Source organism: Pseudomonas sp. 2hn, assembly GCF_019646095.1.
GTDB lineage: Bacteria > Pseudomonadota > Gammaproteobacteria > Pseudomonadales > Pseudomonadaceae > Aquipseudomonas > Aquipseudomonas peradeniyensis.
In genome coordinates, this window is sequence record NZ_CP081016.1 from 4,485,109 (window position 1) to 4,500,074 (window position 14,966).

At 59.9% G+C, this 14,966-nt stretch carries 7 protein-coding genes, 2 tRNA genes, 3 rRNA genes and 1 pseudogene; all 13 read right to left on the minus strand.

Features of this window, described 5'->3' with window-relative positions:
* Window positions 1-23: 23 nt before the first annotated feature.
* Window positions 24-2,039 carry a pyridoxamine 5'-phosphate oxidase family protein gene (locus tag K2O50_RS20300; RefSeq protein ID WP_050704253.1) on the minus strand — a complete coding sequence of 672 codons (2,016 nt, stop codon included), beginning with the start codon at window positions 2,037-2,039 and terminating at the stop codon, window positions 24-26.
* An 18-nt stretch (window positions 2,040-2,057) separates the two neighbouring features.
* Complete coding sequence (locus K2O50_RS20305; protein WP_028692248.1) at window positions 2,058-2,687, minus strand: glutathione S-transferase family protein; 630 nt, start codon at window positions 2,685-2,687, stop codon at window positions 2,058-2,060.
* Between the two features lie 177 nt (window positions 2,688-2,864).
* Window positions 2,865-3,419: a UPF0149 family protein gene (locus K2O50_RS20310; RefSeq protein WP_050704252.1), complete on the minus strand. Its 555-nt coding sequence runs from the start codon at window positions 3,417-3,419 to the stop codon at window positions 2,865-2,867.
* An 84-nt stretch (window positions 3,420-3,503) separates the two neighbouring features.
* On the minus strand, window positions 3,504-4,481 hold the full coding sequence (locus K2O50_RS20315; RefSeq protein WP_050704251.1) for an asparaginase: 978 nt from the start codon (window positions 4,479-4,481) through the stop codon (window positions 3,504-3,506).
* The gene (locus tag K2O50_RS20320) at window positions 4,478-5,545 is read right to left on the minus strand and encodes a hypothetical protein (RefSeq protein ID WP_256205963.1); all 1,068 of its coding nucleotides are present in this window, start codon (window positions 5,543-5,545) and stop codon (window positions 4,478-4,480) included. The genes K2O50_RS20315 and K2O50_RS20320 overlap by 4 nt, the downstream gene beginning before the upstream one ends.
* Before the next feature lie 93 nt (window positions 5,546-5,638).
* Window positions 5,639-6,535 (minus strand): nitrilase family protein, encoded by an 897-nt coding sequence (locus tag K2O50_RS20325; RefSeq protein ID WP_050704249.1) that lies wholly within the window; start codon window positions 6,533-6,535, stop codon window positions 5,639-5,641.
* Between the two features lie 135 nt (window positions 6,536-6,670).
* Window positions 6,671-6,982: pseudogene (locus K2O50_RS20330) on the minus strand (amine oxidase); the annotation flags it as partial.
* Between the two features lie 276 nt (window positions 6,983-7,258).
* Entirely contained in the window at window positions 7,259-8,902 is a 1,644-nt protein-coding gene (locus tag K2O50_RS20335) for an acetolactate synthase large subunit (RefSeq protein WP_028692242.1), read from the minus strand.
* A gap of 430 nt (window positions 8,903-9,332) precedes the next feature.
* Window positions 9,333-9,448: ribosomal RNA gene (gene rrf / locus K2O50_RS20340) — 5S ribosomal RNA — on the minus strand.
* A gap of 131 nt (window positions 9,449-9,579) precedes the next feature.
* Window positions 9,580-12,472 (minus strand): 23S ribosomal RNA (locus tag K2O50_RS20345).
* 245 nt (window positions 12,473-12,717) lie between these two features.
* Window positions 12,718-12,793: transfer RNA gene (locus K2O50_RS20350), tRNA-Ala, on the minus strand.
* Window positions 12,794-12,817: 24 nt separating this feature from the next.
* Window positions 12,818-12,894 (minus strand) — tRNA-Ile (locus K2O50_RS20355).
* A gap of 86 nt (window positions 12,895-12,980) precedes the next feature.
* Window positions 12,981-14,517, minus strand: a 16S ribosomal RNA gene (locus K2O50_RS20360).
* The 16S, 23S and 5S rRNA genes sit together here with 2 tRNA genes alongside, the layout of an rRNA operon.
* Window positions 14,518-14,966: the final 449 nt, after the last annotated feature.

Consider the following 14,966-nt stretch of genomic DNA (forward strand, 5'->3'; position numbering starts at 1 on the left):
GGGCGATTATCGCCGTGGTCACGCTAGAGCTCCAGTACCAGGGGCTGCACGCCGTCCTCGGCCTGGGCGGGGATGGCACAGCAGATCAGCACGCTGCCGGGCTCGGGCAGTTCGGCGGGCGGGTTCGGGTAGTGGACCTGGCCGCTGACCAATTTGGTCCTGCAGGTACCGCAGGAGCCCCCTCGGCAACTGAAGTCCGGCGACAAGCCACGGCTTTCCGCCAGTTCCAGCAGCGTGCCGCTGTCCGGCGCCCAGCGCGCTTCCTTGGCGGAGCTGGCGAAGTACACCGGCACCGGCTCGCTGGCGGGTGGGGGCTGCTGCAGCGTCGGCTGGTTGTCGTCGGTGTGGCGGCGCAGGGTCGAGGGGCCGAAGGCTTCGGCATGGATGCGGGCGTCGGGCACATGCACGCCGCGCAAGCCTTCGTACAGGTCCTGGGTGAAGCTGGCCGGGCCGCAGAGGTAGAAGTCGTAGTCATCCAATGCCAGCGTGGCCTTGATCTGCTCGATGCCCAGACGGCTGGCGAATTGGTAGTCATGCTCCAGCACGGCCTGTGGCTCGGGCTGGCTCAGGGCACGATGGATGCTCAGCAAGCCATTGGCGTGTTGCTGAAGTGCGGCAAGCTCCTGCTGGAAGGGCAGGTCGGCCAGTGTGCGCCCGCCATGGAACAGATGGATGCGCCGCTCCTGCCCTTTGGCCAGCTGCTCGCGGAGCATGGCGATCAATGGGGTAATGCCGACGCCCGCGCCAATCAGTACAAGTGGCCGGTCGCTCTGCTGATCCAGGGTGAAGCTGCCCATGGGCTGGCGCACCTCCAGCCGATCGCCGACCTTCACCTGTTGGTGCAGATAGCGTGACGCCGGCCCCTGCGCCTTGACGCTGATGCGCAGGAAGCCATCGGACGGCGCGCTGGACAGGCTGTAGGTACGGATCAGCGGCGTCTCTCCATCGATGCGCAAACGCACGGGAATATGCTGGCCAGGGGCGAAGGCCACTGCGGCGCCATCCTCGGGTTGCAGATGGAACGAGCGGATATCGCGACTCTCCTGCTCGATGTGCAGTACCCGCCAGGTCAGCCATTGACGCTGCCGTTCGCGCTGTTGCAGGCGCTGCTCGGCTTCGTGCCAGGTGCCGGTCATCAGGCTGGTGGGTGCGTATGCCTGGAAGGCCCAGCGCAGCGACACGGCAGCCCGGCGCAGCACCACCTGCTCGATGTCCAGGGTCCAGATCCGCTCGGCGCCTTCGAAGGCGCTGATCAGCGGGCTGTCGAGAATGACTTCGGTACGCCCGGAAACCTGCAGCACATCGCCCGTGGTGAAGTCGACGAATAGCAGGCCGGCGACCGGATTGACCAGCAGATTGCCGAGGGTATTGAAATGCAGGTTGCCGGCGTAGTCGGGAATCGTCAGGCGATTGCCCTCGACCCTGACGAAACCGGGCCGACCACCGCGGTGGGACACGTCCACCGAGCGCTGGCCAGCGTCCTGATCGACGTAGCTGGCGACAAAGAAGGTGTCGGCGCTTTCGATGATGGCGCGGGTCGCGGCATCCAGTGCCGCTGAATCCCGTCGCCCCTGCGGCGGCTCGTCGACGCGGGTGTACTTGCGCATCTGGATGTACTGCGGGCAGTTGCCGAAGGATTGCTCGACCACCACTTCCAGCTGGTCGGCGCTGGCCCGGCGGATCAGGCCATTGAGGCGATTGCGCCGCCGCGTGTGCAGTTCGATCCCCAGCAGGCCGATGGCGCCACCCGCCACCAGGCCCGGCGTGGCCGGATCGTCGCTGGCGAGATCGGTGCCGATCAGCAGCTGCCGTGGATCGGGCGAGCTGACGAAGCCTTCCGGGCCTTCGAGCAGCGTCGCCCAGGGTTTGCCTGCGGCGTCCACGGCACCGGCCACCATGAACGGCAACTGCTGGTAGAACGTGCGATGCTGGTCGGGCATGTAGTCACGAATGACCTTCTGCCCGAACGCCTCCATGCGCTCGGCAACACCGACGTGCTCCTGCAGCTGTTTTTCACCTGCATGCCAGGGCGATTGCATGGCGGCATTCCTCGGGGCTCAGAGGGTGGTCTGCAAACCGATGACCGTACGCGGCATCGGCACAAAGCCTGGCAGCGCCTCGACACGGGCCAGCCAGGCGCGCACGTTGGGGTAAGGCTCCAGCGACACGTTGCCTTCCGGTGCGTGGGCGATGTACGAGTAGTTGGCGATATCGGCGATGGTCGCCTGGTCACCGACCAGGAACGGGCCCTTGGCCAGTTCGGCGTCGATCACCTTGAGCAGGGTGTGGGCGCGGCCAATGACTTCATCGGTGTTGAACGAGGCACCGAACACCGTCACCAGACGTGCCGCCGCCGGGCCGAAGGCCAGGGGACCCGCCGCGACCGACAACCAGCGCTGCACACGGGCGGCCCCGACCGGATCCGCAGGCAACCAGCGCTCACCGCCGTAGGCCTTGGCCAGGTAGACCAGGATGGCGTTGGAATCGGCGATGACGATGCCGTTGTCATCGATCACCGGCACCTGGCCGAAGGGGTTGATGGCGAGAAACTCTGGCTGCTTGTGCTCGCCTTTGGCCAGGTCGACGAAGACCAGCTCGGTGGGCAGTTCGAGCAGCGACAGCATCAGCTCGATGCGGTGGGCGTGGCCGGACTTGGGGAAGTTGTACAGCTTGATCGGGCTTGGCATGTGCGGGGCTCCGGATCAGCGCCGGGAGTGGCGCTGCTGGAGGACATGCTGCACTGGATTGCCCGACAGCAGAATCAGTGCTGGGAGCAATCCAGTATTTCGGCAGGTGGAATAATCACACTCGCGGGGCAAGTCGGGTCGCCGCATCGCCGCTCCCGCGAGCCCGCACTTACGATCTCAATGACGGTGCTGCTTCTGGTACTGATACAACCCCCGCGCCGCCTCGACCACCAGCGGCACACAGGCCTGGAGCTCATCGAAACTCATCGAATCGAGCAGCTCGAAGTTGTCTTCCAGCCCATGCAGGGAAATGGCCTTGAGCAGACGATCCTGCTCCGGCGGCAGCTCGCTCCACTCGGCCACCTGGGTCCCGCGCATGTAGCCGAAGCACCATTCCTCGAGAATGATCGCCGGGCCTTCCTCGCCTTCGCTCTCCTCGAACAGCGGTTCGAAGTGCTCGAGGTCGTCGGCCAGCGCTTGCGCCACCTGGCTGGCGTAACGCAGCATCAACGCGGTATAGGCCTCTTCATGGGCGGGCTTCTTGAACTTCGGCACCTTGCCGCCGGCGACGGAGGGTAGCCATTGCTCGGGATTGACCTTCCTAGGGGAGCTGGCCAGAGCGGTGAAGAAACCGTTGAGTTCGGCGAGGTTGAGCACCGAATAGTCGTTGCCGTAGGTGATCAGCAGGTCTTCGAGACGGTCGAGTTCTTTTTCGCTGAGCGCGGGGAGCATGGGCGGGTGTCCTAGGGCGGAAATTTGCGTGCACCCTAGCACAGGCAACGCCTACCCGCTCCCATCACGGGAACGGGCATCGGGCTATTGCTGCAGCCAGTGCGCCAGGTCGGCCTGCCGCCCGCTGCCGATCAGCAGCCACAGCAAGAGTCGGCACTTGCGCGGGCAGAGCCAGCCGGCCATGTGCAGGCCCCGGTCCTGCAGGTCGATCTCACCGCCGATGAATCCGTAGGTCCCAAGGGCTGTCGGGCCATTGCCAGTGCGGGTGGCGATAATCACCGGCATGTTGCCGGCGATGCGCCCCAACGCCTCGGCCCAGGCTTCAGAGACATGACCTGCGCCAAAGCCGGCAACCACCAGCCCTGAATAGCCCAGGCCTCCGAGCGCTTGCAGCAGCCTCGTATCGGCATCGAGACAGGCCTCCAGCAGGACGACCTGGTGATCCACCTGCGCCGGCAGGGGCAACACCCGCCGTGGCGTGGCAGCCTGGCGATAAAGTGGTCTGCCCTCCACGACCGCCCCTATCGCCCCAGCGCCAGGCGACTCGAAGGCCGCCATCGCCAGGCTGGCAGTCTTGCGCACCCGCGCGGCCAGGTGGATCTGGTCGTTGATCACCACCATCACGCCACGCCCCCGGCTGCCATCGGCGATTGCAACCTGCACCGCCGCCAGCAGGTTCGCCGGACCATCCGCGCCCGGCTGGCTGGCCGAACGCATGGCGCCGGTCAGGATCAGCGGGGTGTCATGGGGCCAGAGCAGGTCGAGGAAATACGCGGTCTCCTCCAGCGTATCGGTGCCCTGGGTGAGGACCACGGCCTGGGCCCCCGCTTGCACTTGGGCGCTTGCCCAGGCCAGCGCACCCAGCATGTCGCTGAACGCCAGCGAGGCGCTCGGCACCAGGCTCAACGTGGTGGTGCTGATCTGCGCCAGTGCCTGCAGTTGCGGCAGGGACGCCAATAGCGCGGCGCAATCGAGCCGGGGTGTCACACCCTGCCCCGGCGCCGCGGACTGCATGCTGACCGTGCCACCCAGGCTGGCGATCGAAACGCGTGGTGCTGTCATGGGTTACCTCCCGCAAGCAGGCCGACCAGGGGCACGATGCCCAGGGTGCTGATGGCCATGGACAGGACATTGCCGATATAGCCGTGCATGTAGCCCGGCAAGCGCTGGCTGATGGCCACGGCAAGCGGTGGCGCGATCAGCGCGCCAAGCACTGCGCTGGCGACGATCACCTGCCAGCTGCCGCCCAGTGTCAGCACGGCGGCGGGCACGATCGACACGATGGGAATATAGGTCGGATACCAGCCCCGTTCTTGCCATTGCCGCCGCCAGAACAGCACACCAACCAGCGATGCCAATGCCTGCCCGGCCACCATCTGCAGCACCAGTTGCGAGCCATAGGCCGGCGCCGCCGGGGCCAGTACATAAGCCAGCAAGACGCCCAGCAGCAAGCCGAGGCTGGCCAGTTCATTGCCAAAGAACGGCGCTTCGCTGAAATCGGCCAGTACCCGGCGCAGGGTCCAGACCACGCCATAGTCGGGCTGGCTGGCCGTCGCGGCGACCACTGGACGCTGGCCATCGCGAACCAGCGCCGGGAAGCGCTTGCACAGCAGGAACGCCAGCACACTGGCCAGTGCCATGCCACTGACATTGCCGATCACCACCGGCAACTGCAGCGGGTAGCACAGGTAGTTGACCAGCAGCAGGCTGGCCGGCGTGACTAGCACGGCACCGAGCAGCGCGCCATTGATCGCGACGCGCCAACAGCCGCCAAACAGCAGGACCATGGCCGCCGGCAGCGAGACGAAGGCGACGAAGGTCGGCTGCCAGGCACCACCCTCCAGCGTCCAGCCCCACAACGCATGGCTGAGCAGCAGACCGAGCAGCGAGCTGATGATCAGCCAGGGCCACAGCCCGGTGCCGTAGCAGATGGCGAAGCCTTGCCAACGATACCCGCGCTGCTGGGCCCAATGCGCGAGGCTCGCCCCCAGCAGCAGCCCCAGTGCCGGCAACTCGTGCTTGTAGAAGGCGACCTCGCTGATATCGCCGACAATCCAGCGCAGCCTGCTCAACGGCTGGTCGAGGGTTGCGACGAGCTGCGCATAGTCGGGCCATCCACCCAACATCAGGCTGGCAACGCAAAGCAGTGCGAGGCCCAGGAGAATCAGCGATGACGACCGTTGTCGTGGTAAGGAAAGGCGCTGTTCCATGACGCCTCCTCAACGTGGCATCGGCGCATGCAGCCGATACCCCAGGGTGGCGTCGTAGAGGTCGGTGCGCCGGTCACGCGGCAGGTCGTTGAGGCTGTTCCAGATCGGCGCCGAGCGGGCGGCACTGAGGTCGACGTCGGCGTAGAGGATGCATTCCTCCTCGGCACTGGCCACCTCGCCGATGGGCCAGCCGTTGGTGCCGGCAATCAGCGAACAACCGAGGAAGCGCCCGCCCCGTTCGCGACCAATGCGATTGGCGGCGGCGATATAGACATTGTTGACGTGGGCCGCGGTCATCGTCAGGTACGAGGCCATGCAGCGTCCGGCCTCGTCGAACAGCGGCGGCGGCGTCCAGACCCAGTTGTTCAGGCTGCAGATGATGTCGGCGCCCTGCGCGGCCATGAGCCGTGGCACCTCCGGGAACCAGATGTCCCAGCAGATCAGCAGGCCGATGCGGCCGATGGGCGTTTCGAACACCGGGAAGCCCAGGTCTCCGGGGGTGAACCAGAGCTTTTCCTGGTTCCACAGGTGCGCCTTGCGGTAATGCCCGAGCAGCCCCTGCGGGCCGAACAGCACGGCGCTGTCGTAGAGCTTGAGGCCGTCCCGCTCGGCGAAGCCTGCGGCCAGATACACCTGCTGCTCACGGGCGAACTCCGCCCAGGCCTGCAGGCATCGTCCATCCTCCAGCGTCTCGGCGTGGGCATAGGCCTCGGCGCGGGAGTTGAAGGTGTAGCCGGTGTTGGCCAGCTCCGGCAGCACGATCAGGTTCGCCCCTTCACGTGCGGCGCGGCGGGCCAGGGCCAGGCCACGGCTCAGGTTGCCATCGCAGTGGTCCAGGCCGACCTGCGGGTCGTACTGGATGACGGCAATGCGTACGGGGCTGACGGGAGTGGTGTGTTCCTGCATGGCGGCTTCCTGTTCTGGTTGTTGTGGAAGGCCGCCAGTAGAACGGGCATGGCAGGTGGGGCGACAGTCAGCAGGATCCTCTGGAACTGAGGGAGATTGCGAAAAGACGTGGAGGAGCACTCCTACAAAGTTGTTTCAAAGCGCCTGTCGAGGCACCTGATAATGCGGATAGTGCTCGAGGCTGAAGCCCCCCTTGAAACATGCGCCGGTGTTGTTGCAGAGGTTGATCACGGTGTCGATGGCAGTGCGCAGACACGGCTCGGTCCAGCCGGCATCGACAGAGAAAGACTCCCCGGCGAGGTAGAGCCCTGAATGGGCACTCCGGTCACGGTTGTAGTTCATCAGGCTTACCGCGTCGTAATAGGCGCCTGCCCGGTACAATTTCGCACAGCCAAGTGCATTCCTGTCTGTCATCCATCTTTGTATGCGGGTGTTTCCAAGATCGATGGCAAAGGGTGGCTCAACGACATGGGCGCAGGAGATTTTGCGTTGATCTGATGGTGATGGTTTCGGATTCTCAGGGTAGGTGAAGAGCCTGAGCATGCCGAGAGCAGGGAGGTGGGGAACGGTAGATGTGTAGGGTGGTGCTGCGTGTGTCGTTGCCTGAACTGACGCTATCGCGGGGCAAGCCCGCTCCCACGCCCCCATTCCCACAGGCCTGTAATAGCGCTATGGGAACGGATGGCGTGGGAGCGGGCTTGTCCCGCGATGGGTCGTCAGCGTTTAGACCGCCAGCGCGCGCTCACGCAGCTCGCTGTTGAGGATGCGGTCGTTCTCGCTGTAGTCCACCGGGCAGTCGATCACGTGCACGCCCGGGGTCTTGATGCAGTGCTCGAGCAGCGGCAGGAAGCCTTCGGCGCTTTCCACGCGGTGGCCGTTGGCACCGTAGGCTTCGGCGTACTTGACGAAGTCCGGGTTGCCGTAGTCCAGACCGAAATCGGTGAAGCCCATGTTGGCCTGCTTCCAGCGGATCATGCCGTAGCCGTCGTCACGCAGGATCACCACGGTGATGTGCATGCCCAGACGTACTGCGGTTTCCAGCTCCTGGCTGTTCATCATGAAGCCGCCGTCGCCGCATACCGAGATGACCGGGCGATCCGGATACACCAGGTGCGAGGCCATGGCCGATGGCAGGCCGGCGCCCATGGTCGCCAGGGCGTTGTCCAGCAGCACGGTGTTGGGCTTATGGGCCTTGTAGTTGCGGGCGAACCAGATCTTGTAGATGCCGTTGTCCAGGGCGACGATGCCTTCGGACGGCAGGGCGCGACGGATGTCGGCGACCATGCGCTGCGGGTAGACCGGGAAGCGGTCGTCGTCGGCGCCTTCGGCGATCTGTGCTTCGTTCGCTTCACGGATGGCCATCAGGCGGGTGAAGTCCCAGTGGCTGGTGTCGGTCAGCGCTTCGCTGATCTGCCACACGGCGTTGGCGATGTCGCCGATCACTTCCACCTGCGGGAAGTACACGGCATCGACTTCAGCCGAGCGGAAGCTGACGTGAATGACTTCGGTGCCGCCACGGACCATGAAGAACGGTGGCTTCTCGATCACGTCGTGGCCGATGTTGACGATCAGGTCGGCGGCTTCGACGGCGCGGTGCACGAAGTCACCGGAGGACAGCGCGGCGTTGCCCAGGAAGCGTGGGTGGCGCTCGTCTACCACACCTTTACCCATCTGGGTGGTGATGAACGGGATACCGGTCTTGTCGATCAGCTGCTTGAGGACCTTGGCGGTCATCTTGCGGTTGGCGCCGGCGCCGATCACCAGGATCGGGTTGCGGGCGTTCTGCAGTTTCTGCACGGCGGCTTCGATGGCCACGTGCTCGGCCAGCGGGCGACGGTGCAGGCTGCGCGGGATCGGCAGGGCGTCGGTCTGCTCGGCGGCGATGTCTTCCGGCAGCTCCAGGTGCACGGCGCCCGGCTTCTCTTCTTCGGCCAGGCGGAAGGCCTCACGCATGCGCGCAGGGATGTTGTCGGCCGAGGCGAACTGGTGGGTGTACTTGGTGATGGGGTCCATCATGCCGCACACGTCGATGATCTGGAAACGGCCTTGCTTGGACTTCTTGATCGGCTTCTGGCCGGTGATCATCATCATCGGCATGCCGCCCAGGTAGGCGTAGGCGCTGGCGGTCACCAGGTTGGTCGCGCCAGGGCCGAGGGTCGACAGGCTGACGCCGGTCTTGCCGGTCAGGCGGCCGTAGGTGGCGGCCATGAAGCCCGCGGATTGCTCGTGGCGGGTCAGTACCAGCTTGATCTTCGACTTGCGCAGGGACTCGAGCAGGTCGAGGTTTTCCTCACCGGGAATGCCGAACACATACTCGACACCTTCGTTTTCCAGGCATTGCACAACGACATCGGCGGCCTTGGCCATCTTGCTTCTAACCTCAAGTAATAGGACGGTGAAAGTCCAGAAATGCGCAGCACGGTACGCTGGCATCGCTCGGTCCGGGTGCCAGGATTGCCCCGAACCTAAGCCTTGACGCAGGGTAGGTACGGGGAAGTCACGTAATTGTGACGGCAATATTGTCGCACCTGTGACGAGGCGATGTGAGGTAGCCGACGAGCAAAGGATATTTGCGTGATCGTCAGCAAACGGATCCCCTGTAGGAACACACGACGTGGGAGCGGGCTTGCCCCGCGATTAGGCCGGATCAGGCGGTGATGTTGCCTGGGCTGGCCTAATCGCGGGGCAAGCCCGCTCCCACGTTGTGTATTCCACAGCAGAGGTGACGTTGCTTTTCGGAACGCGGAAAAGACAAAACCCCTACCTGCTCGCGCAGATAGGGGTTTTGCGAAATGAATCTTGACGATGACCTACTCTCACATGGGGAAACCCCACACTACCATCGGCGATGCATCGTTTCACTGCTGAGTTCGGGATGGGATCAGGTGGTTCCAATGCTCTATGGTCGTCAAGAAATTCTGTTGCCAGAACATCCAGATGGATACTCCAGCGAATTCGGATATGTGAATTTGTGAAGCTGCGAACTTTCGGTTCTTTCGTCCTCACCACCGCAATCTGCGCTTTGCAAATTGCTTGGGTGTTATATGGTCAAGCCTCACGGGCAATTAGTATTGGTTAGCTCAACGCCTCACAGCGCTTACACACCCAACCTATCAACGTCGTAGTCTTCGACGGCCCTTCAGGGAGCTCAAGGCTCCAGTGAGATCTCATCTTGAGGCAAGTTTCCCGCTTAGATGCTTTCAGCGGTTATCTCTTCCGAACATAGCTACCCGGCAATGCCACTGGCGTGACAACCGGAACACCAGAGGTTCGTCCACTCCGGTCCTCTCGTACTAGGAGCAGCCCCTCTCAAATCTCAAACGTCCACGGCAGATAGGGACCGAACTGTCTCACGACGTTCTAAACCCAGCTCGCGTACCACTTTAAATGGCGAACAGCCATACCCTTGGGACCGGCTTCAGCCCCAGGATGTGATGAGCCGACATCGAGGTGCCAAACACCGCCGTCGATATGAACTCTTGGGCGGTATCAGCCTGTTATCCCCGGAGTACCTTTTATCCGTTGAGCGATGGCCCTTCCATACAGAACCACCGGATCACTAAGACCTACTTTCGTACCTGCTCGACGTGTGTGTCTCGCAGTCAAGCGCGCTTTTGCCTTTATACTCTACGACCGATTTCCGACCGGTCTGAGCGCACCTTCGTACTCCTCCGTTACTCTTTGGGAGGAGACCGCCCCAGTCAAACTACCCACCATACACTGTCCTCGATCCGGATAACGGACCTGAGTTAGAACCTCAAGGTTGCCAGGGTGGTATTTCAAGGATGGCTCCATGAGAACTGGCGTCCCCACTTCAAAGCCTCCCACCTATCCTACACAAGCAAGCTCAAAGTCCAGTGCAAAGCTATAGTAAAGGTTCACGGGGTCTTTCCGTCTAGCCGCGGATACACTGCATCTTCACAGCGATTTCAATTTCACTGAGTCTCGGGTGGAGACAGCGCCGCCATCGTTACGCCATTCGTGCAGGTCGGAACTTACCCGACAAGGAATTTCGCTACCTTAGGACCGTTATAGTTACGGCCGCCGTTTACCGGGGCTTCGATCAAGAGCTTCGCTTGCGCTAACCCCATCAATTAACCTTCCGGCACCGGGCAGGCGTCACACCCTATACGTCCACTTTCGTGTTTGCAGAGTGCTGTGTTTTTAATAAACAGTCGCAGCGGCCTGGTATCTTCGACCGGCGTGGGCTTACGCAGCAAGTGCTTCACCCTCACCGGCGCACCTTCTCCCGAAGTTACGGTGCCATTTTGCCTAGTTCCTTCACCCGAGTTCTCTCAAGCGCCTTGGTATTCTCTACCTAACCACCTGTGTCGGTTTGGGGTACGGTTCCCAGTTATCTGAAGCTTAGGAGCTTTTCTTGGAAGCATGGCATCAACCACTTCGCGCTCTAATGAGCACTCGTCATCAGCTCTCGGCCTTGAGATCCCGGATTTGCCTAAGATCTCAGCCTACCACCTTAAACTTGGACAACCAACGCCAAGCTGGCCTAGCCTTCTCCGTCCCTCCATCGCAATAACTGGAAGTACAGGAATATTAACCTGTTTTCCATCGACTACGCTTTTCAGCCTCGCCTTAGGGACCGACTAACCCTGCGTCGATTAACGTTGCGCAGGAAACCTTGGTCTTTCGGCGTGCGAGTTTTTCACTCGCATTGTCGTTACTCATGTCAGCATTCGCACTTCTGATACCTCCAGCAAGCTTCTCAACTCACCTTCACAGGCTTACAGAACGCTCCTCTACCGCATCACCAAAGGTGATACCCGTAGCTTCGGTGCATGGTTTGAGCCCCGTTACATCTTCCGCGCAGGCCGACTCGACTAGTGAGCTATTACGCTTTCTTTAAAGGGTGGCTGCTTCTAAGCCAACCTCCTAGCTGTCTAAGCCTTCCCACATCGTTTCCCACTTAACCATGACTTTGGGACCTTAGCTGACGGTCTGGGTTGTTTCCCTTTTCACGACGGACGTTAGCACCCGCCGTGTGTCTCCCATGCTCGGCACTTGTAGGTATTCGGAGTTTGCATCGGTTTGGTAAGTCGGGATGACCCCCTAGCCGAAACAGTGCTCTACCCCCTACAGTGATACATGAGGCGCTACCTAAATAGCTTTCGAGGAGAACCAGCTATCTCCGAGCTTGATTAGCCTTTCACTCCGATCCACAGGTCATCCGCTAACTTTTCAACGGTAGTCGGTTCGGTCCTCCAGTCAGTGTTACCTAACCTTCAACCTGCCCATGGATAGATCGCCCGGTTTCGGGTCTATACCCAGCGACTAAAGCGCCCTATTAAGACTCGCTTTCGCTACGCCTCCCCTATTCGGTTAAGCTCGCCACTGAATATAAGTCGCTGACCCATTATACAAAAGGTACGCAGTCACCTAACGAAGTAGGCTCCCACTGCTTGTACGCATACGGTTTCAGGTTCTATTTCACTCCCCTCTCCGGGGTTCTTTTCGCCTTTCCCTCACGGTACTGGTTCACTATCGGTCAGTCAGTAGTATTTAGCCTTGGAGGATGGTCCCCCCATGTTCAGACAAAGTTTCTCGTGCTCCGTCCTACTCGATTTCACTGGCAAGAGATTTTCGTGTACGGGGCTATCACCCACTATGGCCGCACTTTCCAGAGCGTTCCACTAATCTCAAACCAGCTTAAGGGCTGGTCCCCGTTCGCTCGCCACTACTAAGGGAATCTCGGTTGATTTCTTTTCCTCAGGGTACTTAGATGTTTCAGTTCCCCTGGTTCGCCTCTTGCACCTATGTATTCAGTACAAGATAACCAGCTTATGCTGGCTGGGTTCCCCCATTCAGAGATCTCTGGATCACAGTCTGTTTGCCGACTCCCCAAAGCTTATCGCAGGCTACCACGTCTTTCATCGCCTCTGACTGCCAAGGCATCCACCGTATGCGCTTCTTCACTTGACCATATAACCCCAAGCAATCTGGTTATACTGTGAAGACGACATTCGCCGAAAATTCGCATTTCGCTCATTGCTGAGCAGAACTCACAAATTTTACCTTAGCCTGAATAACCAGCAGTGAAACTGGTATTCAGTCTATCTATCACATATCCGAATTTTTAAAGAACGATCTGACAAAAGTCAGAAATCAACATTCACACCGGAATGTTCATTTCTAAGTTCTGAGCAGTGCTGCGAAACCTGAAAGAGTGGTGGAGCCAAGCGGGATCGAACCGCTGACCTCCTGCGTGCAAGGCAGGCGCTCTCCCAGCTGAGCTATGGCCCCATTTACTAGGCCGCACCAAGTAATTGGTAGGTCTGGGCAGATTTGAACTGCCGACCTCACCCTTATCAGGGGTGCGCTCTAACCAACTGAGCTACAGACCTATAACAGGGTCGCGTTACAGCATCGTCTTTACACAATGAATCAAGCAATTCGTGTGGGAGCTCATCAGCAGGCTGATGTCTTCGATTAAGGAGGTGATCCAGCCGCAGGTTCCCCTACGGCTACCTTGTTACGACTTCACCCCAGTCATGAATCACACCGTGGTAACCGTCCTCCCGAAGGTTAGACTAGCTACTTCTGGTGCAACCCACTCCCATGGTGTGACGGGCGGTGTGTACAAGGCCCGGGAACGTATTCACCGCAACATTCTGATTTGCGATTACTAGCGATTCCGACTTCACGCAGTCGAGTTGCAGACTGCGATCCGGACTACGATCGGTTTTGTGAGATTAGCTCCACCTCGCGGCTTGGCAACCCTCTGTACCGACCATTGTAGCACGTGTGTAGCCCAGGCCGTAAGGGCCATGATGACTTGACGTCATCCCCACCTTCCTCCGGTTTGTCACCGGCAGTCTCCTTAGAGTGCCCACCATAACGTGCTGGTAACTAAGGACAAGGGTTGCGCTCGTTACGGGACTTAACCCAACATCTCACGACACGAGCTGACGACAGCCATGCAGCACCTGTGTCAGAGTTCCCGAAGGCACCAATCCATCTCTGGAAAGTTCTCTGCATGTCAAGGCCTGGTAAGGTTCTTCGCGTTGCTTCGAATTAAACCACATGCTCCACCGCTTGTGCGGGCCCCCGTCAATTCATTTGAGTTTTAACCTTGCGGCCGTACTCCCCAGGCGGTCAACTTAATGCGTTAGCTGCGCCACTAAAATCTCAAGGATTCCAACGGCTAGTTGACATCGTTTACGGCGTGGACTACCAGGGTATCTAATCCTGTTTGCTCCCCACGCTTTCGCACCTCAGTGTCAGTATCAGTCCAGGTGGTCGCCTTCGCCACTGGTGTTCCTTCCTATATCTACGCATTTCACCGCTACACAGGAAATTCCACCACCCTCTACCATACTCTAGCTCGCCAGTTTTGGATGCAGTTCCCAGGTTGAGCCCGGGGCTTTCACATCCAACTTAACGAACCACCTACGCGCGCTTTACGCCCAGTAATTCCGATTAACGCTTGCACCCTCTGTATTACCGCGGCTGCTGGCACAGAGTTAGCCGGTGCTTATTCTGTCGGTAACGTCAAAACAGCAAGGTATTAGCTTACTGCCCTTCCTCCCAACTTAAAGTGCTTTACAATCCGAAGACCTTCTTCACACACGCGGCATGGCTGGATCAGGCTTTCGCCCATTGTCCAATATTCCCCACTGCTGCCTCCCGTAGGAGTCTGGACCGTGTCTCAGTTCCAGTGTGACTGATCATCCTCTCAGACCAGTTACGGATCGTCGCCTAGGTGAGCCATTACCTCACCTACTAGCTAATCCGACCTAGGCTCATCTGATAGCGCAAGGCCCGAAGGTCCCCTGCTTTCTCCCGTAGGACGTATGCGGTATTAGCGTTCCTTTCGAAACGTTGTCCCCCACTACCAGGCAGATTCCTAGGCATTACTCACCCGTCCGCCGCTGAATCAAGGAGCAAGCTCCCGTCATCCGCTCGACTTGCATGTGTTAGGCCTGCCGCCAGCGTTCAATCTGAGCCATGATCAAACTCTTCAGTTCAATACTGCTTGGGTTTTTAAGAAACCCTAAACTTGGCTCAGCAATCTCAAATGACTATGTGATTTCTCGCATGGCCACTTGTGATGCTGATAATCTTGGCGACTATCAGTCCGTACTCACAAGCACCCACACGAATTGCTTGATTCAATTTGTTAAAGAGCGTTTGGCTAAGAGCTTTTCGTCTCAACCGAGGCGCGCATTATACGCTTTCCTCATTTTCTGTCAAGCGTTGTTTTGAAGTTTTTTTCGAAGCTGCTTTTTGCAAAACACCTTCAACCTCAACAACTTACCGCTTGCCTCGTGGCGTTCAACGCTGCGAGGAGGCGAATAATACGCGGTTTGATTTCAGAGTCAACACCTTGATCGGAAAAAACTTTCGATCGCCATCCGGCGGCCGCTCGGCAACTATTCGACGCGATTGCCGCTCTGTAGAGAAACACGCAAGCGGA

Coding starts and splice junctions, on each gene's coding strand:
- K2O50_RS20310 (WP_050704252.1), bottom strand. CDS start 3,419: ATGCTCCCCGCGCTCAGCGAAAAAGAACTCGACCGTCTCGAAGACCTG.
- K2O50_RS20320 (WP_256205963.1), bottom strand. CDS start 5,545: ATGTTGGGTGGATGGCCCGACTATGCGCAGCTCGTCGCAACCCTCGAC.
- K2O50_RS20325 (WP_050704249.1), bottom strand. CDS start 6,535: ATGCAGGAACACACCACTCCCGTCAGCCCCGTACGCATTGCCGTCATC.
- K2O50_RS20305 (WP_028692248.1), bottom strand. CDS start 2,687: ATGCCAAGCCCGATCAAGCTGTACAACTTCCCCAAGTCCGGCCACGCC.
- K2O50_RS20335 (WP_028692242.1), bottom strand. CDS start 8,902: ATGGCCAAGGCCGCCGATGTCGTTGTGCAATGCCTGGAAAACGAAGGT.
- K2O50_RS20315 (WP_050704251.1), bottom strand. CDS start 4,481: ATGACAGCACCACGCGTTTCGATCGCCAGCCTGGGTGGCACGGTCAGC.
- K2O50_RS20300 (WP_050704253.1), bottom strand. CDS start 2,039: ATGCAATCGCCCTGGCATGCAGGTGAAAAACAGCTGCAGGAGCACGTC.